This is a genomic window from Propionigenium maris DSM 9537 (genome assembly GCF_027925155.1).
GTDB lineage: Bacteria > Fusobacteriota > Fusobacteriia > Fusobacteriales > Fusobacteriaceae > Propionigenium > Propionigenium maris.
In genome coordinates this window covers 199923-223371 of the sequence record NZ_BSDY01000003.1, presented here as the reverse complement: position 1 = coordinate 223371, position 23449 = coordinate 199923, and the positions used below count along the sequence as shown (strand labels likewise).

Annotated in this window: 25 protein-coding genes and 1 pseudogene; 10 read left to right on the top strand and 16 right to left on the bottom strand. The window is 39.1% G+C overall.

Going from position 1 to position 23449, the window contains the following annotated elements:
• Positions 1 to 36: 36 nt before the first annotated feature.
• On the bottom strand, positions 37 to 1032 hold the full coding sequence (locus tag QMG11_RS04425; RefSeq protein WP_281833777.1) for an NAD(P)-dependent oxidoreductase: 996 nt from the start codon (positions 1030 to 1032) through the stop codon (positions 37 to 39).
• Positions 1033 to 1050: 18 nt separating this feature from the next.
• Positions 1051 to 2094 carry an AEC family transporter gene (locus QMG11_RS04420; RefSeq protein ID WP_281833775.1) on the bottom strand — a complete coding sequence of 348 codons (1044 nt, stop codon included), beginning with the start codon at positions 2092 to 2094 and terminating at the stop codon, positions 1051 to 1053.
• 546 nt (positions 2095 to 2640) lie between these two features.
• On the opposite strand from QMG11_RS04420, the gene QMG11_RS04415 reads away from it, so the two are divergent.
• The gene (locus tag QMG11_RS04415; protein ID WP_281833774.1) at positions 2641 to 2829 is read left to right on the top strand and encodes a hypothetical protein; all 189 of its coding nucleotides are present in this window, start codon (positions 2641 to 2643) and stop codon (positions 2827 to 2829) included.
• A 193-nt stretch (positions 2830 to 3022) separates the two neighbouring features.
• Here the strand turns inward: QMG11_RS04415 and QMG11_RS04410 are convergent, their stop codons facing one another.
• From QMG11_RS04410 to larA, 4 genes are all read right to left on the bottom strand, one after another.
• Complete coding sequence (locus QMG11_RS04410) at positions 3023 to 3298, bottom strand: PDGLE domain-containing protein (protein ID WP_281833772.1); 276 nt, start codon at positions 3296 to 3298, stop codon at positions 3023 to 3025.
• 3 nt (positions 3299 to 3301) lie between these two features.
• Entirely contained in the window at positions 3302 to 4000 is a 699-nt protein-coding gene (locus QMG11_RS04405) for an energy-coupling factor ABC transporter permease (protein ID WP_281833770.1), read from the bottom strand.
• Positions 4001 to 4107: 107 nt separating this feature from the next.
• Complete coding sequence (locus QMG11_RS04400; protein WP_281833768.1) at positions 4108 to 4398, bottom strand: hypothetical protein; 291 nt, start codon at positions 4396 to 4398, stop codon at positions 4108 to 4110.
• A 137-nt stretch (positions 4399 to 4535) separates the two neighbouring features.
• Positions 4536 to 5819 (bottom strand): nickel-dependent lactate racemase, encoded by a 1284-nt coding sequence (gene larA, locus QMG11_RS04395; protein WP_281833766.1) that lies wholly within the window; start codon positions 5817 to 5819, stop codon positions 4536 to 4538.
• A gap of 820 nt (positions 5820 to 6639) precedes the next feature.
• Between larA and larE the strand changes: the two genes are divergently transcribed.
• The 8 genes and pseudogenes from larE to QMG11_RS04350 all read left to right on the top strand — a co-directional run bounded on the left by larE (position 6640) and on the right by QMG11_RS04350 (position 15649).
• Positions 6640 to 7431, top strand: a complete 792-nt coding sequence (gene larE, locus QMG11_RS04390) for an ATP-dependent sacrificial sulfur transferase LarE (protein ID WP_281833764.1) — start codon at positions 6640 to 6642, stop codon at positions 7429 to 7431.
• A 9-nt stretch (positions 7432 to 7440) separates the two neighbouring features.
• On the top strand, positions 7441 to 8223 hold the full coding sequence (gene larB, locus QMG11_RS04385) for a nickel pincer cofactor biosynthesis protein LarB (RefSeq protein ID WP_281833763.1): 783 nt from the start codon (positions 7441 to 7443) through the stop codon (positions 8221 to 8223).
• A 2-nt stretch (positions 8224 to 8225) separates the two neighbouring features.
• Positions 8226 to 9415 (top strand): annotated as a pseudogene (larC, locus tag QMG11_RS19995) (nickel pincer cofactor biosynthesis protein LarC).
• Positions 9416 to 9659: 244 nt separating this feature from the next.
• Positions 9660 to 10337, top strand: coding sequence for a FadR/GntR family transcriptional regulator (locus QMG11_RS04370; RefSeq protein WP_281833757.1), 678 nt, complete (start codon positions 9660 to 9662; stop codon positions 10335 to 10337).
• Positions 10338 to 10564: 227 nt separating this feature from the next.
• Entirely contained in the window at positions 10565 to 11350 is a 786-nt protein-coding gene (locus tag QMG11_RS04365) for an electron transfer flavoprotein subunit beta/FixA family protein (RefSeq protein WP_281833755.1), read from the top strand.
• Positions 11351 to 11359: 9 nt separating this feature from the next.
• Entirely contained in the window at positions 11360 to 12556 is a 1197-nt protein-coding gene (locus tag QMG11_RS04360) for an electron transfer flavoprotein subunit alpha/FixB family protein (protein ID WP_281833753.1), read from the top strand.
• A complete protein-coding gene (locus QMG11_RS04355) occupies positions 12549 to 13946 on the top strand; it encodes an FAD-binding oxidoreductase (protein ID WP_281833751.1) in 1398 nt (465 codons plus the stop codon). The genes QMG11_RS04360 and QMG11_RS04355 overlap by 8 nt, the downstream gene beginning before the upstream one ends.
• Before the next feature lie 119 nt (positions 13947 to 14065).
• Complete coding sequence (locus QMG11_RS04350; RefSeq protein ID WP_281833747.1) at positions 14066 to 15649, top strand: L-lactate permease; 1584 nt, start codon at positions 14066 to 14068, stop codon at positions 15647 to 15649.
• 274 nt (positions 15650 to 15923) lie between these two features.
• Here QMG11_RS04350 and QMG11_RS04345 read toward each other — a convergent pair whose 3' ends face one another.
• From QMG11_RS04345 to QMG11_RS04315, 7 genes are all read right to left on the bottom strand, one after another.
• Positions 15924 to 16772 carry an MBL fold metallo-hydrolase gene (locus QMG11_RS04345; protein ID WP_281833745.1) on the bottom strand — a complete coding sequence of 283 codons (849 nt, stop codon included), beginning with the start codon at positions 16770 to 16772 and terminating at the stop codon, positions 15924 to 15926.
• 59 nt (positions 16773 to 16831) lie between these two features.
• A complete protein-coding gene (locus QMG11_RS04340) occupies positions 16832 to 17323 on the bottom strand; it encodes a GDSL-type esterase/lipase family protein (protein ID WP_281833743.1) in 492 nt (163 codons plus the stop codon).
• A gap of 48 nt (positions 17324 to 17371) precedes the next feature.
• On the bottom strand, positions 17372 to 17590 hold the full coding sequence (locus QMG11_RS04335; protein ID WP_281833742.1) for a DUF1858 domain-containing protein: 219 nt from the start codon (positions 17588 to 17590) through the stop codon (positions 17372 to 17374).
• A 5-nt stretch (positions 17591 to 17595) separates the two neighbouring features.
• Positions 17596 to 18456: an ATP-binding protein gene (locus QMG11_RS04330; protein ID WP_281833741.1), complete on the bottom strand. Its 861-nt coding sequence runs from the start codon at positions 18454 to 18456 to the stop codon at positions 17596 to 17598.
• Entirely contained in the window at positions 18446 to 19300 is an 855-nt protein-coding gene (locus tag QMG11_RS04325) for an ATP-binding protein (RefSeq protein ID WP_281833739.1), read from the bottom strand. Before QMG11_RS04325 ends, QMG11_RS04330 begins: the two co-directional genes overlap by 11 nt.
• 8 nt (positions 19301 to 19308) lie before the next feature.
• Positions 19309 to 19683 carry a NifB/NifX family molybdenum-iron cluster-binding protein gene (locus QMG11_RS04320; RefSeq protein WP_281833737.1) on the bottom strand — a complete coding sequence of 125 codons (375 nt, stop codon included), beginning with the start codon at positions 19681 to 19683 and terminating at the stop codon, positions 19309 to 19311.
• A 138-nt stretch (positions 19684 to 19821) separates the two neighbouring features.
• Complete coding sequence (locus QMG11_RS04315; protein WP_281833735.1) at positions 19822 to 21024, bottom strand: iron-sulfur cluster carrier protein MrpORP; 1203 nt, start codon at positions 21022 to 21024, stop codon at positions 19822 to 19824.
• 276 nt (positions 21025 to 21300) lie between these two features.
• On the opposite strand from QMG11_RS04315, the gene QMG11_RS04310 reads away from it, so the two are divergent.
• Positions 21301 to 21669 carry a C-GCAxxG-C-C family protein gene (locus QMG11_RS04310; RefSeq protein WP_281833733.1) on the top strand — a complete coding sequence of 123 codons (369 nt, stop codon included), beginning with the start codon at positions 21301 to 21303 and terminating at the stop codon, positions 21667 to 21669.
• 69 nt (positions 21670 to 21738) lie between these two features.
• Here the strand turns inward: QMG11_RS04310 and QMG11_RS04305 are convergent, their stop codons facing one another.
• From QMG11_RS04305 to QMG11_RS04295, 3 genes are all read right to left on the bottom strand, one after another.
• Complete coding sequence (locus QMG11_RS04305) at positions 21739 to 22203, bottom strand: hypothetical protein (RefSeq protein ID WP_281833732.1); 465 nt, start codon at positions 22201 to 22203, stop codon at positions 21739 to 21741.
• 82 nt (positions 22204 to 22285) lie between these two features.
• Complete coding sequence (locus tag QMG11_RS04300) at positions 22286 to 22783, bottom strand: hypothetical protein (RefSeq protein ID WP_281833730.1); 498 nt, start codon at positions 22781 to 22783, stop codon at positions 22286 to 22288.
• Between the two features lie 11 nt (positions 22784 to 22794).
• Positions 22795 to 23400: a hypothetical protein gene (locus QMG11_RS04295; protein WP_281833728.1), complete on the bottom strand. Its 606-nt coding sequence runs from the start codon at positions 23398 to 23400 to the stop codon at positions 22795 to 22797.
• Positions 23401 to 23449: the final 49 nt, after the last annotated feature.

The window sequence follows — 23449 nt, the reverse complement described above, 5'->3', positions numbered from 1 at the left end:
AAATAAAAGCTGCTGAATTTTCAGCAGCCTTATCTATTAAAGTTCGTTTTCACTTCTACCATTTATAAGGATATCATTTAGATTATCATACGATATTTCTACCATATTTACAAGAGCTTCATCTGTATATGAACCGATGTGAGGAGTAATTATTACCTTGGGAAACATCTTTACAAGTTTTTCGATATTTTTATCTTCCAGCTCCTGGTCTCTCAGGTCCTTAAAGAATACCTTCTGCTCTCCCTCCAGTACGTCGGTACCGAATCCTCCAATCTTTCCTGACTCCAGTCCTCTTATTATAGCCTCTACATCATGGAGCTCTCCCCTTGCTGTATTTATAAGGATAGCACCTGGCTTCATCTTAGCTATGAAATCATCATCTATCATATAGTGGTTTGAATCCTTGAAGTATGGGCAGTGTATAGATAATACATCGGACTGGGCTATAACCTCATCCAGTGACATATACTCTACAACCTGAGCTCCCTCCTCACTTGGATAGAGATCGTAAGCGATCACTCTTGCTCCTAGCCCCTTAAATAGCCTGGCAGCAGTTAATCCAATCTTTCCCGTTCCAACTATTCCCACTGTACACCTTCTGATTTCAGGACTGAACATCTGTGCATCAGCTGTAAAGTCCTGCCTCCTTGTTTTATGCACAGTATATGCTGTGTTTCTAAGGAGCATCATAGCCAGGGTAAGAGCCAGTTCAGCAATTGCATTGGGAGAGTATCCAGGTACTCTGGCTACCTTCATACCGTGCTTCTTTGCTGCCTCCAGATCGATGTGGTTGTATCCCACAGTTCTCGTAAGGAGGTATTTTACACCGTAGTCTGCCATTACCCTTATATTTTCCTCGTTAGCAGGGCAGTTTCCTCTAAGCATCACTGCCTCATTTCCCTCTATCATATGAAGGTTTTCAGTGGTTAAAAGGTCCTTTACATATGTAGTTTTAAAATCATATTTATTTAACCTGTTGAAGTACTCTGTTTCTACATCTCTTACACCATAACATACTAAGTTTACTGACATCTCAAACTCCTCCTAATCCTATGCAAATATATTCAATGATTTTATTACTTCCAATACTATTATCCAGAAAGGCATACATACAACACATAGCACCGTTGATAGTAGTGATCCATTTGAAGTAAGCAGTGCTTCCCTGTCAAACTTGATAGCATATGCAGCTGCAACAGTTGCTGTAGGAGTAGCCATCATGATCACTACAGTAGCAAGGGCTACAAAGGAAATAGGAAGTATTCCGCTTACTGTAAGCAGGTATAGAGCTACTATATTAACTAGTGGAACAAATATAACCTTTACCAGGCTGTAGAACCATGAATCTACTGAAGTAAAAGCTTCCTTTAACGATATATCAGCAAGCTTAGCACCTATAGAGATCCATGCCAGCGGTGAGCAGAGAGCTCCCAGGTAGGTCATAGGCTTATATAGCCAGTAAGCTGTTTTATCCAGTCTCAGGAATGCATAGGCTTTGTCTCCAACTATAACCTGTGGTAGTGATCCCTGGAATACCCAGATAAACATACCGAAAAATGTAGCCAGTACTATAGGGTTTAGGATCATCTTTTTAACATTTTCCTTATCCATCTTAAGTCCTGCCATCTTTACGTAACCATATGAATACAGGAATACTCTGTAAGCAATGTTAAAGATAGAAGCATACATAACTCCCTCTGTACCATATACTGCTGCAATGATAGGTATACCAAAGAATGTAGTTGAACCAAATACCGTCAGCACCCTAAGTACAGACTGCTTGTCCCCCTCATATTTTACATAGATTATCTTCGTTATCAGAATCAGTATTATATAGATTGCAAAACCCCAGATTAGAAGGTTTATTCCCTGTGCCAGACTTTCCTGATTGATATCCTGCATAAATGCTTTAAATGCCAGTGCCGGTAGTGATACCGATAAAATAACAGTTGAAAGCATCTTTGATGTTTCCTTTGTCAGTACCTCTCTCTTTCTTAAGTAGTAACCAAATAAGATGATTAAAATCGATGAAGCAATTGCCCCTGTAATCTTGTCATTGCTTAATATACCCTGTAAAATCTCTCCTAAGCTCATTCGCCCTATTCCTCCATTTTAAATTATTGTTTTCACTAGAATCTTCCGTAAGATTCCAGGCTTTTATCTATAGAAAGATTATATAAAATATTTTTTTCTTTTGATATTTAGTGAAATATTTAAATTAGTTATTTAAATAAATTAATCACTATCTAAGTTATATACCGGTTCCTCACTTAAATAACTTAAATAATTACTTTTCTATTTAAATTAGAGCAAACAAAAAGTAAACTATATCAAAACTGAGTTCCGATTATAAATTTAAAATATTTTTTTGGGACACATAATTGGAATTTTTAGATTGAAAATTGACAGGAAATTTCATAGTGAAATTCTTAAAAGCTGTGATAAAAACACTTATAAGATAGAAAGATGAGAATTTTTTATTTAAATTGGAAAGTCCTAGTATTTTTGAAAAAATAATATTTCACAAATTCGAAATTATTGATAAAAGTGCCTGTAGTGTAGACAGCTTATCTAAAGGCAAAATATTTTTTATAGAGTATAATTTTATTAAAGGAATTTATCTATAAGGGAGGGATTACTATGAGGTATATAATGTGGATGGCGAGAATTGCTCTGTTTTACTATATAGGTAACCTTTACTTGGTAGCTCCCTACAAGAATTCCTTTGATTTTGTTTTGTCTGTGGTCACAGTATACTTTATTCCTAATTTTATCTACCTCTTCTATAGAAGTGTGATCCAGCAATACAACGAGCTCAACTCCAATTGATTATCGGTATGTAGATCTATATAGAGGCTTTTAAACTTTAAACAGACTTCAATACCTAGTTTTTATTACTTCCCAGTAATTAGCAAGCTGTCATTAAAAAATATTATTAGAGCTCTTTCCATATAAAAAACTCCAGATCAATGTAGTTCGATTCTACATTAATCTGGAGTATTATAAAGGGGTTAAGATTGGCTTATTTCCTCTCTCTATAAAGGGTTGTATATAGTTTAATAGTTCCTAAGCACAATAATATTCCCAAGATACCTGCAAACATTGTTGAAGTAGCCTCTGTTTTAATAGGAGAAAAAGTATAATCTGTTAACAGGGACTTACTCTCTACTCCTTTGTGGATAAATCCCAGCTGCTCAGCAATAAATTCCAATCCGTCTGGCTTACCAGAGGCAAATAAAGAAGCAAGTAATACAATAATTAGCACCAATAATAGAAATGCATAAGCTCCTTTTTTCATGGCTTACTCCTCCTCGTGCAAAAGCTTTTTAGTTATAGTAATCAGAAGCACTGTTATAACTGCTTCTCCTATTCCGATAATCATATGTACTTTAGACATCTGTAGTAATACTTCTCCTATATTAAATGTTTCAGATAATCCCATCTCCAGCGCACAGGCAAAAGAAGCTGCAACAACTGACAGCCATGCAACAAACATAATCGTGAAATTTTCTGGAACCCACTTGTTTAAGTATCTATAAAGAAAGTACCCTCCAATAGATGCAACTATTGCCATATTAACAATATTTGCTCCCAATACTGCCAGGCCACCATCAGCATAAAAAACAGCTTGAATTAACAGAACTAACGTAATAGCTATGGAGCCGCCCCATGGACCTAATATGACCGCTGCATAAAATCCTCCAATCAAGTGTCCAGATGTTCCAGAGCTTATTGGGAAATTAAACATTTGAGCTGCAAATATCATGGAAGTAACTAAGCCCAGTTTTGACATATAATTTCTGCCATACTGACTTAACACTCTTCTAACTTTTCCTGAAATATTAACAACCCCATTTCCTAGTGCAGCTAAAACCGGAACCTGTTCCAATTTAGTTACTGCCTGATGAACTTTTTCTACTGCATAAGCTAGTACTGTTGCTGCAAAAACTCCAAGCCCTGCAGCTATTTTGGGATCAACAAAACCATCTGGTAAATGCATATTTTCCTCCTTAAGTTAATTTATATATTTACCTGTAGAAGCTACAGTTAAGGCAGAATATTTCTTTTATAGCCTTCAATCTTAAGTTTTATCCTCTTAAACAACCTTTAAAACCTTCTCTTTAAACTATGGTATAGTTTTATCTCCTCTAAAGACACAAGTTCTGGCGTAGACAATATCTTCCTTATCAATTCATCAAATGTTTTTCTGTCGTTTTTTATATCTGAAAAGCCTTTGTGAAGTTTTCCATTAATCCTCTCCATCATCCCTTTAATGTCATCTGCCACATCCAATAATTCAGGGAGGGGACTGCCGTAAAGTTCCTCTACGCGAGTGTTTAAACCGACTAAATCATTCTCCAGCTTCTTAATATCTCTTAATATCTTCTCAATAGCCATTAAACTATTCCCTCCCTATCTGTTGTATAACTGTCATTAATATTGATTAAAATATACCTGAAAATCTTCTAGCTAGCTATCTAAAGTTAAGTTAATCTCAGGACTTCAGAGGCCACTCCTAGAGATTATATTTTAGGTTACTTAACTACTACAGAAACCCCGTCAGGTATCACTGTCATAGTATAGTCGTCCCCTGTAATCTTCCTTGCCTTTTCCAGTGCTTCCTCAAATGTACTTGCATGCTGCATGTGCATATCCTCTATCATCTTGGGATCACAGAGATCTGTCACTATTATTACATGAAACTTAGATAGTATCCTTGCAAGGATATGAAACTCCCACTGGTCCGGCAGAGTATCCTCCATGGGTATCTGCATCACCTTTTCTAATATCTCATTGGCATCCCTTGCTTCAGATACATATCTGTAAAACCCCTCTCCTCCATGTCCATCTGAACAGGAGGATATAGTAATAAGCACTCCTCCCTCCTTTGCTGATGCCTCTGCTGCAGTAAGTCCCTTAACAGTTTGGTATATATTTTGATCTAGAGGATATCCCCCATTTGAAGTCACTGTAATATCTGCCGGCTTCTTTTCTACAGAAACAAGCTCCTCTACAAACTTACATCCTTCAAGATGGGCATCGATTATATCTCCTGTAAAGCAGCCAATAATCTCCTTCTCACTATTTATGACAGTGTTTAGGATAAAAGCACACTTTGATGCTCTAGCTGCATAGATCATATCTTGGTGTATGGGATTATTCTCTAACTTACCTGTTCTGGCATTCTTGCTGTTTATGAATTTTGAGTTGTGGTTATACATGATAGTTTTTGCAGATGCTATCCCAGGAAGAATGCTCTTTCTTCCCCCGGAAAATCCTGCAAAGAAGTGGGATTCAATAAAGCCCTCTGCAATAAGAAGGTCAGCTTCCATAGCCAATTTATTTAAGTATAGATCACCTCCAGAAGGTAATTTTCCTACGTAAACCTGATCATCATCATTAGTTGATATGTGGTTTACTATTTTTTCATTATTTACAACCTCTTCCCCCATCTTATAGATCAACTCTTCCCTGGTAGTTGGTCTATGAAAACCTGTTGAGATAAGGATGGTTATGTCTGCCTCTGGATTATATCTTCTAATTTCCTCTAAGATAATGGGTACTGTTACCCTGCTTGGAAGGGGTCTTGTGTGATCACTTGTTATAAAGACTACCTTTTTTTTCCCCCTTGCCAGGTCACATAACTTTTTCGTCCCTATTGGACTAGCCAGTGAATTTAGCACAATTTTTTCTTGGGTCATCTTAGGATCATACTCATCTGTTCTAGGAGCTAGAATACCGTTTAATTTTTCTGTCTCTACTTCAATATCCATATGTGTCTTATGATATGGCATCTTGATTATGGTTTTCGCTGTCATATAATCACCTTCCCATTGGCATTTTGCCTAAATCTAAAGTCGTTAAAAAAGGCCGCAATGTTACTCTTCTCTTAATTCTTCATATTTCCGAATAAATTAATAGGTTTAATAAGGTCCTTCGAGACCAAGCTCCAGATGAATACTTTTAAAAAATTCATTATTTTAGTAAATTTAAATTTATTTTAGCTCCACCTTCACTTTTTTATTTAAAAAGTAGAACTCTTCCACTTCTGCCTGTTCATAACTTTTTTTAGAGATGCTTTCTTATCCTCAAAAAAATCACCTGAGATTAAATCCACCCCAGTATTTCCAGTGGATCTCAGATTATTTTTTTGCACTTTCTTTAGAATTTCTACTACTTTTAAGTCTTATTTTTTCCCCTTTAAAAACCATTAAATTTAACAGTTATTTTTAATTTAATCATAATTATACCACAACTTTTCGAAAACGATACATTTTTTTCGTTAAAACATCAGGAATGAGAGAGGGCTTTAGTGTTTTCACCCTAAAAATTTTGATGATTACTTTTATTGATTGAAGTTTAATACTCCTTGTTTTTTCTGGGAAAACATAGGTATTAAACAAATCTTTAAAAAATATTTTCCTCCTCTGATGACCCTGGAGATTAAACTATAATTTTATTTTAAATTTTTTTATTTTTAATAAAAGCCCATGTTTGTAGATAAAGCATAAAATAACATAATCAGAACACAAAATTTTGAAAATAGTAAATTTTATTTCGAAAAATATAAAGATAAGGCTATAATTCATACTAGAGTTTATTAAAAGTAATTTTATAGGGAGCTCAGGAGGTGATAGTTTGAAGGAAAAATTGCTGAAGATAAGGGAACAGATAAACAAGTATAATAGGGTAGCTGTTGCATTTTCTGGTGGAGTGGATAGTACTCTCCTGTCAAAGATATCCTATGATCTATTGAAGAAGAATGCTGTGGCTATTACCATAGTTGGGGATATGCATTCAAAGGCAGAGATCCAGGAGGGCAGAGAACTGGCAAAAGGTATTGGCATTCCCCATGTGGAAATAGATATAAGGGGAAGCGAGATCTCTGGTTTTACTGAGAATCAAAAAGATAGATGCTACCACTGTAAAAAACATCTCTTTACCCTGATTCAGGGGAAAGCCAGGGAACTTGGAGTAGAGGCTATATTTGACGGGTCAAACATAGATGACCTTTCAGATTACCGGCCTGGTATGAGGGCATTAAAGGAGTTAAACATCATAAGCCCTCTGAAGGATGCCGGATTTACAAAGGAGGATATCAGGGAAGTTTCAAGGGAACTTGATCTCCCCACCTGGGACAAGCCAGCCTTTGCCTGCTTAGCGTCAAGGATACCCTATGGTATAAAAATTACCAGAGAAAAGCTGGATATGGTGGAGAGGGGAGAGGCCTGCCTGAAAGAGATAGGAATCAATCAATACAGAGTCAGGCACCACGGAGAGGTTGCCAGAATCGAGGTGGAAGATAAAGAGCTGGAAAAGGTATTGGACAGAGAAGTATTTTCAATGATTGCTGAGAGGTTTAGGGAGATTGGATTTAAGTATACTGCCCTTGATCTAGCTGGATATAAGCAGGGAAGTATGAATTTATAGGGAGATAAGATGACTGAAAAGATATTAGTAGATCTATTGGAAAGATATAAGAACAATGATATTAACCGGGATGATGCCATTAGGGAATTAAAGGATCTTCCCTTTGAAAGGTATGAGCATGCTGTTATCGATCATCACAGAGCTTTAAGGCAGGGTGTCCCTGAAGTCATATATTGTGAGGGTAAAACCTCAGAGCAAATATTAGAAATTAGCAGAAGACTGCTACACAAGGGAAATAATAATATCCTGCTCACCAGATTGGATCAAACCTCATATGACAAGTTACTGCAACTGGAAGTTGAGATAGACTACAATCCTCTGGGAAGGACTGCAATACTAAAACCTGAATTTAACCCTATGAAGTATGGAAAGATTCTAATAGTGAGCGGAGGAACATCTGATATTCCAGTAGCTGAGGAGGCCTCTGAAACATTAAAAGCTCTAGGCTGCAACTGTAAAAAGATATATGACGTTGGAGTAGCTGGTATCCATAGACTTTTTGCTGTAAAGGATGAACTTGACTCTGCAGATATAATAATCGCAATAGCCGGAATGGAGGGAGCTCTGCCTAGTGTGGTTGGTGGTTTGGTTGAAGTTCCTGTAATTGCTGTACCCACCAGTGTTGGATATGGAGCCAACCTCAATGGAATGACCCCTCTTCTGGCTATGTTGAACAGTTGTGCCAGCGGTATTGGGGTTGTTAATATAGACAATGGTTTTGGAGCAGCATTTTTAGCTTCAAGTATGATCAGAAGGATGAATAAATTTATAGAAAAAAGAGAGGTATTATAGACATGGATGAGAAGATCTTATATTTTGACTGTTTTTCAGGTATTAGCGGGGATATGACTATAGGAGCTCTTTTAGACTTAGGAGTATCTGAGAAAAGGTTGGTAGAGGAGATTGGAAAGTTAGGTATCGACGGCTATGATATATCTGTAAAAAAGGATATAAAGAATGGAATTACCGGAAGTAAGTTTGATGTCATCCTGAGAGATGGAAATAGTCTAAACGCTGACGGGAGCGAACACCACCACAGAACCTATAGGGATATAAAAAAGATAATTGCAGACAGCGCCCTTTCAGATAAGGTCAAGGAGAATAGTATCAGGATATTTGAATATATTGCACTCTCCGAGGGAAGGATCCATGGGAAATCAATTGACGAGGTTCACTTTCATGAGGTGGGAGCTATTGACTCAATAATCGACGCTGTGGGAGCAGCTATATGTATCGAGGAGCTAAATGTTACCAGTATTCTCTGTTCCCCAATAAATGTAGGTAGTGGTTTTGTAAGGTGTGCTCACGGAGTGTTTCCAGTACCAGCTCCAGCTACCCTGGATATACTAAAGGGAATCCCTATCTACTCTAAGGGGGTACAAAAAGAACTAACAACCCCTACTGGAGCAGGGATTGCAAAGGCACTTTCAGAGGAGTTTGGAGAGATGCCTGATATGGTTCCTGAAAGGATAGGTTATGGTCTGGGAACCAAGACATTTAAGGACTATCCAAATGTATTAAGGGTTGTTCTGGGTAAAAAAAAACATCTCTTTGGATGTTAGAGACCAATATAGATGATATGTCCCAGGAGATATACTCCTATATCCTCCCAAAGCTTTTTGATATGGGGGTCTTGGATGCATTTTTAACCAACATCATTATGAAAAAGGGTAGGCCGGCTATCAAACTGTCTATCCTACTCCCTTCAAACCTTCTGGAGAGAGTTGAAAGTTTTATCTTCCATGAAACTACAACTCTGGGAGTGAGAAAGTACAGGGTGGAAAGGGAGATTTTAGAGAGACACTTTACCACTCTTAAAACAGATATTGGAGAAGTAAGTGTTAAGGAGGGCTACTATAGGGGGAAGTGTGTAAACTTTAAGGCAGAGTATGATCAGTGCCAAAGACTGGCTGAGAGGAACAATATCAGTCTTAAGGAAGTTTATAATAGGATCCACTACTTTAAGGAATTAAATGAGGAATAAAAGTTTGAAACTCCATAGTAACTTCAAAGATTTAAACCTTTGAATCTGCCAACTCCCTGACTGTACAGTCAGGGAGTATTTATTTGGAGAAATCCTAAGGAGCTTTCTCATCAACCTCAAAAAGATGTTAAGATAAAGCAGGGGATTTAATTCTTGTTATTATCTTTTTATTGGATTATAATTTAAGGGAATTTCACTTTAATTTAAGCAGTTCAAAATTTTTAACAGCTGGGAGATTGAATGGATGAAAAGTAAAGACAGAAAGTATAATATTGTAATAGACCACATAAAGGAGATGCTAAAAAGAAAGGAGCTTGGGATAGGAGATAAGTTACCTCCAGAGAGGATACTAGCTCAAAACTTAGAAGTAAGCCGGGCAACTGTAAGTGAGGCAATAAAGATTATGGAGATTATAGGGCTTATAAAGTGCACCCAGGGAGGGGGAAACTATATCCACCAAAACCTTGAAAAGATCTTTAACAATCCCCTTTCCTCCATATACCTCATGAGCGACACCTTTGAAATGGAGATATTGGAGTTCAGAAGGATGATAGAGGTACAGGCTATCGAGGTTTGCATTGAAAAGATTACCCATGAGGAGATCATGGAGTTGGAGGGAGTTCACAGAAGACTTCAGGAGAGCCAGGATGAGGAGGAATTGGCTAAATTAGATAAAAAATTTCACTATCTCATTGCAAAGTCATCTAAAAATCCATTTGTTGTAGCTATCTTTAATTCCATTTCCAACCTGTTGGAGGACTCTATAAAGACCTCCAGAAAGAAGGTTGTAAATAAATATGGAAAATCTACAATTGAAGTTAAACACCAGGAAATCCTAGATGCAATAAAAGCTAAGGACAAATCCAGAGCTAAACAGGCTATCTCAGACCACCTTATGGATGTGGAGGCCAGCATAAAATAATTATAATAACTTTTACACGTGAAAAAGTTATTTATTGTTGCATTTTGTTTTAAAACGGTATATAAAAGATTAAGAAACTTATGAGAAGTTATGTTTTATGACTTCTCTTCTATTTTAAAGTCAGAATTGGCTGGTCCAATCTGACATTATTTATGAGACTATAATTGGACTAGCCAATTAAAAAGTTGAAATAATATATCCGGAAGTATCCGGTTAAGGAGGTTGGTATGAAGATAGCAGTGTGTGTTAAACAGGTTCCAGGTAGTTCAGCCGTGCAAGTAGACCCTGAAACTGGTGTACTTTTAAGGGATGGTGTAGATACTAAGGTGAACCCCTATGATCTATATGCTCTTGAGACTTGCTTACAAATTAAAAAACTTAAGGGTGAAGCTAATATTGGAGTGGTTTCCATGGGACCGCCACAGGCAAAAGAGGTAATAAAGGAGTCTTTCATGATGGGAGCAGATGAGGGAATACTCTTATCCGATAGAAAGTTTGCCGGAGCAGATGTCTTGGCAACAGCTTATACTCTGGCTCAGGGAATAAATGCTCTGGGAGAAATCGATCTAATAGTCTGCGGAAAGCAGACTACCGACGGGGATACAGCTCAGGTAGGGCCAGAGATGGCAGAGTATCTTGGGATCCCTCATATAGCAAATGTCAGCAAGATCTTAGAAGTTGGGGAAAAGAATATCACAGTAGAGGCTGATATGGGAGACACAATAGAGATTCAGGAGATCCCATTTCCTTGTCTCATAACAGTTGAAAAGGGAATATACACTCCTAGGCTGCCGTCATACAAGAGAAAGTTAGAAACTCAGAAAAGAGAAATAAAGATTATCTCACTCAAGGATTTTGAGGATCAGGATGAAACAAAATATGGATTAAAGGGATCCCCTACCCAGGTAGAAAGAATCTTTAATCCAGAGGAAAACAGCGACAGAGAGATGATCAGCGGTGAGGATTGTGCAGAAAAACTTTATGAAAAGTTAAATCAGTTGAAATTTATATAGGAGGCTAGAATGGCTGAATTAGTTGTTAATCAAGATAAAGTAACTCATAAGATATTAATGGAATTAATAGATCTATGTCCCTTTAATGCTATAGAGGATCATAGCGGAGATCTTTATATTAACTCAGGATGTAAGATGTGTCGGCTATGCGTAAAAAATGGCCAGGGAGTAATTGAGTTAAAGGAAGAGGAGAACAAGCCTCAGGTTGATAAAGGTCTCTGGAATGGAATTACAGTTTATGTAGATCACTTTGGAGGAGAGATACACCCTGTTTCATTTGAATTAATAGGAAAAGCCAGGGAACTGGCTGAGGTTACAAACCATCCAGTTCAGGCTTTAATTATGGGAGATGATATCAAAGAATTAGCTGAAGAGCTTCAACACTATGGTGTGGATCAGATACACCTCTATGAAGATGAAAAGCTAAAGGATTTCAAGGTAGAAAACCATACTGCTGTCTTTGAAGACTATATCAATAAGGTAAAACCATCATCTATCTTAGTAGGCGCTACTACTCTGGGAAGATCCCTTGCTCCAAGAGTTGCCGCCAGATTTAAAACTGGACTTACAGCAGACTGTACTATTCTTAAGATGAAGGAAAATACCGACCTAGTCCAGATACGTCCGGCATTTGGTGGAAACATCATGGCTCAGATTGTAACTGAAAACCACAGGCCACAATTTTGCACTGCAAGATATAAGGTGTTTGATGCTCCAGAAAGAGGAGAAAAGTTTGGGGAGATAATCACTCAAAACATAGATTCAGAGCTGCTGAATTCTAAGATTAACGTCTTAAATGTAATTAAGAAGGAGAAGGAGGAATCTATCTCAGATGCTGAAGTTATAGTGGCTATAGGTAGGGGAGTTCAAAAGGAAGAGGACCTTAAAGCTGTAAATGAATTAGCTGACCTGGTTGGTGGTCAGGTTGCAGTAACGAGACCTCTCATTGAGAATGGATGGTTTAATGCTAAGAAGCAGGTTGGACTTAGTGGAAGAACTGTAAAGCCTAAACTAATCTTTGCTATTGGTATCCACGGAGCAGTTCAGTTTACTGCTGGTATGGAAAATTCTGAAACTATCATAGCTATAAATAAAGATGAAAATGCTCCTATATTCAACTGCGCACACATAGGTGTAGTGGGAGACCTTTACAAGGTAATACCTGAGCTTATTGAAAAAATTAAAGGGGGAGAATTAAATGTATAAAGCATGTACTCAAGGTGATCTTGATTATATAAAATCCATAGTAGCAGAACCTTTAAATGTTTATTGGAAGGAAGAAATTAGTGAAGATTACTCTCACGATGAACTTGGAGGAATTTCAAACTATCCTGATATCTTAGTTAAAGTTACAACTACTGAAGAGATCTCACAGATAGTTAAATACGCTTATGAGCATACCATCGCAGTTGTAGCCAGAGGATCTGGAACAGGTCTTGTTGGGGCATCGGTTCCACTTCATAATGGAATTATGTTGGATACTACATCCATGAATAAAATAATAGAGCTAGATGAGGAGAACCTTACTCTTACTGTGGAACCTGGTGTTATGCTAATGGAGATAGGTAAGTATGTAGAGGAGAAGAACTTCTTCTATCCTCCAGATCCAGGTGAGAAGAGTGCTACAATCGGTGGTAATATAAGTACCAATGCCGGTGGAATGAGAGCTGTTAAGTATGGAGTTACCAGAGACTATGTGAGAGCTCTAGAGGTTGTTTTACCAAATGGAGATATTGCAGAGTTTGGTGGAAAGGTTGTTAAAAACTCTTCAGGCTACAGCTTAAAGGATCTTATTATTGGGTCCGAAGGAACCCTTGGAATAATAACAAAAGCAACATTAAAACTACTGCCTCTTCCTAAATTTTCTATAAGTCTTTTGATCCCATTTGAGGATATCGATGGTGCTATAGAAGCTGTACCTCAAATTATAAAATCAAGAGTTATTCCTACAGCTATCGAATTTATGCAGAGAGAGGTTATCCTTTCATCTGAAGAATTTTTAGGTAAGACATTCCCAGATTCCTCAAGTGAAGCCTATCTTCTTCTGACTTTTGACGGAAATACAAGGGAGCAGGTAGAACACGACTATGCAATAGTAGCTGACCTATGTATAGACTTAGGAGCCCTTGATGCATATATTGTAGATACAGAGGAAAGAATGGAAAGCGTTTGGTCTGCAAGGGGAGCCTTCCTTGAGGCTATCCATGCTTCTACAGATGAGATGGATGAGTGTGACGTTGTTGTTCCTAGGCACAGGATCGCTGACTTCATCAAGTACACTAAGGAACTTCAGGAAGAGTACAGCATAAGAATACCAAGTTTTGGTCACGCTGGAGACGGAAACCTTCACATCTATATCTGTAGAGACGGATTAGACCAAGAGACTTGGGATAAAAAGCTTAAAGAGATCTTTGACAAGATGTATAAAAGAGCTGATGAGTACGGCGGAATGGTATCTGGAGAGCATGGTATTGGTTATGCTAAGAAGGAGTATCTATTTGATCAGCTTTGCGATAACAATATTAACATCATGAAGGGAATCAAGCAGGTATTTGACCCTAAAAATATTCTTAACCCTGGTAAAGTCTGCCAATAAATAAAATCATACTTATAGGAACCTTTTAGGAGCTTTCACTTTGAAATTTTAATACTCCCGTCGCCATTTTAAGATGGGGGTATTTTTTTATAGCAATTTATTATAAAAAGGAGGAAAATATGTTACTATTTACATCCTTAATTGCAGTTGTCTTTCCCCTGCTCTTTCTCGTTGTTTTAAAGATGCCTGCTAAGAAGGGAATGATACTAAGTTTCTTAATCTTATTTGTTGGGGCATTTTTTATTTGGGATATGGATCTAATGGTTTTAATGGCATCTTCCCTTCAGGGAATTCATAAGGCACTGACTATACTGCTTATTTTATTGGGAGCTATGGTTCTTTTAAATATGCTTAAAAATACAGGAGCAATAACCAGGTTAAACAAGGGGTTTAAAGCATTATCTAAGGATATGAGGATACTCGCTGTAATCCTGGCCTTTCTTTTTGGAGGTTTATTAGAAGGAGTTTCAGGTTTTGGCGCCCCTGTTGCAGTTGTTGGTGCTTTAATGGTAGCTCTAAACTTTCAGCCATTAACAGCTGCCATATTGGTGTTAATTGCCAATAGTACTCCGGTTCCCTTTGGAGCGGTGGGGACTCCTATCTTTGTTGGGCTTAGTAACCTTTCTGAGCTGAGTTCAGAGGAGCTGGGTAATGTTGCCATACTGGTGACTAAGCTGGATCTGTTTGTTGGAACTTTTATGCCCCTGCTTCTTGTTGCTGTTTTGGTTCTCTCCTTTGGCAAAAAGGATAAGATTAAGTCTATAATAGAGGTAGCTCCATGGTCTCTTATGATTGGTTTAGTCTATACTCTGTCAGCATACCTATATGCCACCTTAGTTGGTCCTGAGTTTGTTTCAATCTTGGCTCCAATAACTGGACTCTTGATAGCGACTATTACCTGTAAATTTAACTTCTTAATCCCCAAGCATGTGTGGCTGGATGCAGAGGATGAGAGTGGGAAGAAGGAGGAGCCACAAGGTGCAGAGATGTCACTCTTCAGGGCCTGGGTACCATATATTCTGGTTGTAGTAACTCTACTTTGTACAAGGATCTTCCCCAGCATAAAAAAGTTTACCCTGACTTCAATAGACCTGTCGTGGAAGCACATACTTGGTTTTGAAAGTATCTCTGGTAAATGGCCTCTACTACATTCACCAGGTACTGTATTAATCTTAGTAGCCTTTTTAACTATCTTTATTCAAAATTCAAACTTTGATTCATTTAAAAGTTCCTGCTCTACTTCCTTTGGTCAGGTTAAGAATACTACCTTAATACTATTTCCGACTTTAGCTTTAGTTCAAATATTTTCAAACTCTTGGATGAATGGGTCAGGATACGTGTCCATGCCACAATTTATCGCTACAACTATGAGTTCATCATTTTCTGAATCCTGGATCTTTATAGCTCCATTTATTGGAATGTTGGGGACTTTTATCTCTGGAAGCGGTACTGTATCAAATTTAACATTTGCAGCAATTCAAAATGATGTAGCGAATATTATTAGTTTGAACCCTACTTTGATACTAGCTGAACAAACTCTTGGAGCAGGTGTAGGACATATTGTATGTGTAAATGTAGTGGTATCTGCATGTACAGTTGTTGGTCTCTCTGGCAAGGAGGGGATTGTTATTAGAAAGGTCTTAGTTCCTAGTCTACTCTACTCTCTGGGAATAGGTGTTGTTGCCTTTAGCGTATACAGTTAATAGAATTAATATGGTTTTAGACATTTTGACCCTTTGAGATTTGATAGTAGGGTATCTAAAACTAACATGAATTTGCTTTTCCTTAACTTCCTTTATATAGAGGGGGGAGTCGCTTTAATAGTCAAACTTCCCCTCGTTCATCATATCTTTAATTACTTGTTTACTTGAGGTTTTATAGTTTTGATTTTAAGAACCCTAAACTTATAAATACAAAAGGCCTCTTTTGAGAGGCCTTTAAATTCTAAATAAGAGGATCGTTTTTGAGTTTTCTCTGCTACACCCTTATCCTGCTTCCTGTGTAGCTATAATAAACCTTCTCTTCCATTGCAGTTTTCAACCTCATAAAGCCATCTATCCCTGTACAGTGGTTGGTATAGATCCTTTCTATATCTATCTTCTTCATCTCCTGGATGGTTCTTAACAGCCTATCATCGTTTTCCTCCCTAAGATCTTTATCCTGGATCTTCATCCCGCTCAGATGCATCCCTCCCAGGAGGAGGTTTATCCTTTCTATGCCGGTTTTATCCATGGCAGACCTGAGAATATTTATGATTCCCCTGTGGGAGCACCCTGTGATTATATTTAATTTATCATCCTTTTCAACAATTAAAAAGAGTTCATCGGAGAATCTGTCCCTTACATACTTATCTTCTTCCTTGACAAAGAGCCCCTCCTGGGTCCCTTCAAAATCTGAATACTTCCCTATATCACCTACAACTCTGATCCCATCCCTTAAGTTATAGTCCCCATCCAGGAGGATAAATTCATTGGGGTACTCCCTGTATCTCCCTCTCAGCTTAAAACCAATTTCCTTCATACTTCCACTGGAATTGGAGTACTTTTCCTCTAGTATACTCCTCTTCATAATAATCCTTGCATTTTTGTTGATCTCCAAAACCTTCTCCAGTCCCCCGGTATGGTCGTAGTGGCTGTGGCTTAATATAATGAAATCCACATCCTTCAAATCTTCTCCCAGAGCCCTTGCATTATCTAAAAGCGCTCTACTCTGACCTGCATCAAAGAGTATCTTATGTTCCCTGGTTTTAATTAAAAATGACAGACCGTGTTCACCCTTCAAGCCTCCCTTGTAGACTAAATTTTCAATTAAAGTCACTACCTCCATGGCGATTCCTCCCTTTCCTGCACACTTGTTTAGCCATTAAATTCCTTACCTTCAGTTGCTTAAAGCAGCTTGGATATCTCTCTATTAAGTATATCATATCCTCTGGATGAAAGGTGGATACCATCTGTGGAGTACTCCTTCTTTAGATTGAGCTCCTCGTCACAGAAAAGGGGATGTATGTCCAGGTAATTCACCTTGCTCCCTGCAGCTATCTCCTGGATGTGTTCATTTAGCCTTCTCACCTTCATATTTATTCTCCTCCGGTCCTCTATGGGAAGCACAGAGAGAAGAGAGACCTCCTGAAAGTTTCTCTGGAGCACCTCAACAATTTTACTGTAGAGCTCACAGCTTTTTTCCAGGGAGAACTTATTTAAAATATCATTTATTCCCGCACTAAAAATTACTCTCTGGCACCTGGATCCCTCTACCTTTTTGATTCGCAGGAGGATATCCTCAGTGGTGTTCCCTGCAATACCTAGATTTAGTATTTCATCGTGTTTCAGTGGATTCCACTGGGTTATGCTGTCCCCCAGTAAAATTGTTCCCTTCATAATTTCTCCTCCTAACCTGTGAAAGATAAACTTCACATCTCACTAAGCTTATCTCTCTGACCTGTCCTCTAAGTACCTCACTATCTCCTGGGTGATTTCCTCTGAAGGCAAACCAGAACTTTTCAAAGCCTCCTTTAAACTTACCTTTTCAGCAAAAGGACACCCCCTGCACTTCAAACCATAATTACCAAAGATCTCAAGGATAAAGGGATACTTTTTAAAAATTTTCTGAACATTCATCTCTAAAAGAAGATTTTCATCTATCATAATCCTTACTCCCTCTTAAGCTTCTCTACAAACCCAAAGAATCCAATTTCATTAAAAAGATCTCTCCGATCCAGGGATGGAATCTTTTTTCTTGTTATGGACTCCACTATCTCCTTTTTGAATGGGATCTTCAGAGCCATATCAATTCCCTCCTCCCTGCAATACCTCTCTATCTCTTCAGTGTGTTCCACCGAGATATCATACTTATTGATGACCACATAGGCTTTTAATCTGAACTTTTTTGTCAGCTCATATACCCTCTTTAGGTCATGAATTCCCGAAAAGGTGGGTTCAGTTACTATAACTACTTTTTTTGACCCTGTTATGGAACTTATTACATTGCAGGCGACTCCCGGGGAACCATCGATCAATATATTTTTCTTCCCCTCCCTTTCAGCTATTCTCTTGGCTGTCCTTCTTACTTCAGCTACTAGTTTTCCTGAAGCTTCCTCTCCCGGTATGAGTCTGGCGTGTACCATCTCCCCAAAGGATGTTTCCGAAACATAGAGCTTACCTATAGTGGCATCTCCCATGGTAATAGCTGATGCCGGGCATATATATTCACACAAGCCGCAACCTTCGCACCTTCCTAACCTTATCTCTATATTAGCTGAAATGGCATTAAACTTACAAAGCTCATAACACTTTCCACAATTAATACAACTGCCTTTATCCAGAAAGGCTTTCTGTAAACCTACAAAATTTCTCTGGGATCTCAACTGAGTATCAAAAAGTATATTTAAATCGGGAGCATCTACATCACAGTCCCCTACTACACTTTCTTCAAAATATGGTATGAGGGAAGCTGTAAGGGTTGTTTTACCTGTTCCTCCCTTTCCGGAGATTACAACGATCTCATCTATCACTGTCCTTCCTCCCTTCAAACTCTGTGATCTTCCTATACAGGTCAAGGAACCTTTTGTTATAGCCCTGGATTTTTTCACTGAAGAGAACTCCCCGGGCATAGAGCTCAGCAATTTTTCGGTTGTAGGGTATCTCCTCCAGTATCTGGATTCCTTCTACCTCACAGTATTCATATATCTCCTTGTCTCCAAGTCCTGCTTTATTTACAACTACTCCAAAGGGAATTTCCAGGTTTCTCAGCATCTCCACAACCATCTTCATATCGCTGACACCAAAGGGGGTAGGTTCCGATACTACAAGAGCGTAGTCCACATTCTCAACTGCAGCAACTGTTGCACAGGATGTCCCAGGGGGAGAATCTATAATCACTAGTTCCTCATCTTCTACAGAGTTCTTCATCTGCCCGATTATTTTCACCCCGGACATCTCACCCACATTCAGCTCCCCGTATTTCACAGGTATTCCTGAACCTGAGCTGCCAGTGGAGATCCTGCCTATCTCCCTTTTTTTATATTCAATTGCTCCTGACGGACAGACAACCTTACATCCTCCACAGTCGTGACAGCTCTCCTTGAAGACAAGTACCTGATTCTTGGCAGGGATTATTGCGTTGTACCTGCAAAAGTCCCCACACCTTCCGCAGAGAATACACTTTTCAGCATCCACCACAGGGTACTCTGTCTCTACCCCCTCCTGGATGTTGATCTCGGGACTTAAAAAGATATGTAGATTTGGCTCCTCCACATCTGTGTCTACAGCAATACAGCCAGGAAGATTAACAGCCAAATTGGCAGTTACAGTTGTTTTTCCAGTACCGCCCTTTCCGCTTAAAACAGCTATCTTCATCCTTCCTCCTATGCTCTTCTGAGCCCTGAATGCTCCTCTACTGTTGCAATCTTCATCTCCTCTAACCTTCCCTCCTGATATCCCTTTACAGCATCCTCCACAACTTCAAAACCGACTCTCTTATATACCTTCATCTCAAAGGCTTTTACCGCTGTAATGGCTTTTGGACCAAGCTCTGGGGCAACGATAACCTCCACCCCTTCATTTGCAAGGGCTCTCACAGCCCTCCCACCTGCACCGGTGGACTCGTTTTTGGCTGTGTTTTCAATTGTTCTTTCACTCATATCTTTTAAATCCACTATTACAAAATAATCTGCTCTTCCAAACCTGTCATCTATTTTTGCTTTTAATCCCTCACCCTTAGAGGCAACTGCTATCTTCATAAAAACCCTCCCTTAAATTAGCTTACTATGGAAGAAGGTGCTCAATTTCCGGGCCTTCCCTCCTTCTTTTTAGCTTCTTATATTATTTGATAATCCAACTTTATTTTACAGATAAAAACCGGATACCCGGTTTCTATCTTAGTGACTGCAGGCGTGATCTCCGTGGTCGTGGGAGCAGGCAGATCCCTTGGAGTAGAGTGCTCCACCCATATACTCCTTTAGGTTCCCTTCGATACCTCCTGTAGCCCCAAGGATTACCTCTATATCCTGAGCCTTGAAGAAGTCTATAGCTCTCTGTCCCATTCCTCCGGTAATTATGGTGTTTGCCTTGAGTTCCCCTAAGAATCTAGGAAGAAGTCCTGGCTGGTGTGGAGGAGCATCAACGATCTCCCTATTCACTATCTCCTGTCCCTTTACAGTGTAGATTGCAAACCTCTTGCAGTGTCCAAAGTGGGTTTCAACTGTCTCACCGTTATTTGTTGGAAAAGCTATCCTGATACCATCTGAATTTTTCATATCCTCACTACCTCCCTCTACTTTATCTATAATCTTTTCTACCACTGAGTTTAAAGCGCTGTATGCCACTCCCTCTCTTCTGGAGAATATATAAGGTTTACCCTCATCCCCTGCCTGAACCATCTCAGGAGTCATAGGAATCTTACCTAGAAGATCTACCTCCATCTCCTCTGCTGCCCTTTCGCCTCCCCCGCTCTTGAATATGTCTATCCTCTCATCGCAGTGAGGGCACACAAAACCACTCATATTTTCAACTATTCCCAGGATTGGCATACCTACCATCTGGGAGAATTTTACAGATTTTCTGGAATCCAGGATGGAAACTTCCTGAGGAGTTGTCACTATGACACTTCCATCTGTATCTCCAAGGGTCTGGGCAACTGTAAGGGGTTCATCTCCCGTTCCCGGAGGAAGGTCCACTACAAGGTAATCGATCTCTCCCCAGTTTACATCCCCAAGAAGCTGTCTTATGGCACCTATCTTTGCCGGTCCCCTCCAGATAATTGGATCGTCGGGTTTTTCTAAATAAAAACTCAGTGAAACCACCTTTAAATTATCGCTCAGCTTTAAAGGTTCGTCCAGAGAGGTCAGCTTCATTCCCTCTACTCCCAGCATAAGAGGGATATTTGGACCGTGAAGATCTGCATCCAGTAGTCCCACCTTTTTTCCAGCCAGCGCCAGACCATAAGCTATATTTGTAGAGAGTGTAGATTTACCTACTCCCCCCTTTCCGCTCATAACAACTATCTTATGCTTTACCTTACCCATTGTTTCCCTGATCTTAACTTCCTGATCATAAAAATTATTGCTACCCTGGCAACTCATGTGACCCATCCTCCTTTAATTAATAAATTTATTTTAAGCCAGTGGGCTTAATGATCCTTTCCTAAAACTATACTCTGTCAATTAATGTGCATATGCACACTTAAACTATACTCCTATCCTACACCTTTGTCAACAAAAAATAAATTTTTAAAAGTTATGTATCCCCTTTTTTTATTGACAAAAACAATAAATACATGTAAATTTAATTCGTGCATATGCACGGATTATGAGGTGTATTCTCATAAAAAAATTAAAAATAAAATCAGGAGGAAGTAGATGAAGGATAGAGCGCTAAATAACTATAAGAATGGGTGTAACTGTGCCCAGGCAATATTAAAAACATTTTCCCAACAGCTGGAGATCGATGATGAAACTGCAATGAAGCTGGCCTCAGGCCTTGGGGTGGGGATGTATTCCGGGGAGACATGTGGAGCTGTAAGCGCTGCATTTATTGCCCTGGGATTGAAGTATGGTGGAAGTGACAAGGGCAAAGCTAAGGAGGTTTTTAAAAGGGTAAAGGAGTATGAGAACCTTTTTAAGGAAAAAAATATTTCCATGAACTGTAAGGAGCTTAAAAGTGTCCATAAGAGAGACTGCAGGGAGCTTGTACAGGATTCAGCAGGGATACTGGAGGAACTCCTCTAGGCTTTGGATAATCTTGCAACTATATAAAAAGGAGCCCTCTGATAAAGGGCTCCCATGGCTTGCTAAGGTTTAATTTATAGTAACTGTTGTCTTAAGTATAGTTGAATACATTCCGTGAATCTTCTCCTGGGTATTTTCCTCAGGGAGGGTAATATTCAGCCTCTGCCTGTAGATATTTGGTTCCTCACCACTAACCAATCCTACCCTGTCAAATACCACCTCTATAGATTCCTCAGCCACCTCCTCGTGAACCATATTAAAGGTATCACTTCCAACCCCATCTAAGTTCTGACCATCTACCTCATATTCGATGTGGGCTTTGTTTATCACATCGTGGCTGTTGGATTTAACTACCAGATCAAAATTATTTTCCCCCGTCTTGATATTCTTACTAAGAATTACCTCATCTTGACCACTCTCTGCAAACTTTACCTCCAAGACTTCTGGGACCTGATGATATACCTCAAGTTCAGCTTCTGCTCCATAGGAACACACCGCAGCCAGTGTCATCAATCCCACCAAGATCTTCCTCATAATTAATACCCTCCTTAAGTTTATTATCTATTATTCCACCAATAGATTTTATGTTACTCAGCCTTAACAGCTGTTATAACCTTTACTGAATAGTTACAGTTGCCTCTATGATACTGGCATATACTCCTGAGGTAGCTCCCTCTGTGGATTCCTCATCCACTTGAAAGCTCAGTTTTTGCTGATAGAAATCATCCTTATTTCTGACCTCCTCTACCTCCTCCCCTTCCATTGTTGCTGTAATTACCTTCTGGGCATCTCCCACCAAAAAGAGGGGAAGGCTCCCATTAAAACCATTCTCACCTGAATCTACATTGAAATTTCCACTCCCTGTATAATCTATCTTTATGCTGTCCCTATCACCACTAAACTCTATCTCAAGATCTGCCTTCTTTACCTCACCACTTAGAAGGACGATCTCGTTTAGCTCATTGCCCTGTCCCGTACCGGCCTTTCCCTCCCTTACAAACCTTACTCCAACGCTCTCCTGAACCTCATATACCAGCCTTAGTTCAGCTGTATTATCTCCCCCTGCGTAGATGAGGGAACAAAGAATAAGAAGGCCACAGATTATTTTTTTCATAGCTCCTCCCCTTAATTAAAATTTAGGTACCTCTCGCTTCTCCTACTAAAGACCTTGGAATCCTTAGAGATGATTTCAGCTGAAGCACTTCCTCCCCTAGGAACAAAGAGTTCAGATTTTTCCTCACCATTTTCCACAATAAGCCTGAGGGAGCTGTTTCCGGTGTTTATAATCTCTCCCCCCTGCATCCTATACTCCTCGGTAACCCTTCCCTTGAGGGCATATACAGAGGTTCTCATATTCATGAGGAACTGTATTCCCTTCTGTCCGGGCTTTTCCAGTTCTTCAAAGGAGATATAAGCTCTATACTCCCCCTCTGAATATCTCTCTGAATCCTCGATGAGGATCCTCACCTTCTTAGATTCACCAGGCTGGATGGAGAGAAACTTGGGGAAGACCTTCATAGTCTTACCCAGGTAGTATGCCTCCTCCATAATATTTTCAGGTTTAACCACATTTACCTCATACCTCTTTACCACAGCAGAATCATTTATAATAGTTACCTCCTTGAATATCTCCCTTCCCTCAAACCTTCCCTCAACCACAGGGGGAGACAGCTTTATTGAAAATGAGATACTGTAGATAAGGAAAAATATCAATCCAGCTCTTTCTAGCATAATCAACTCTCCTTTCTAATTCCTTTTTAACAATATATTTTTTATTAAA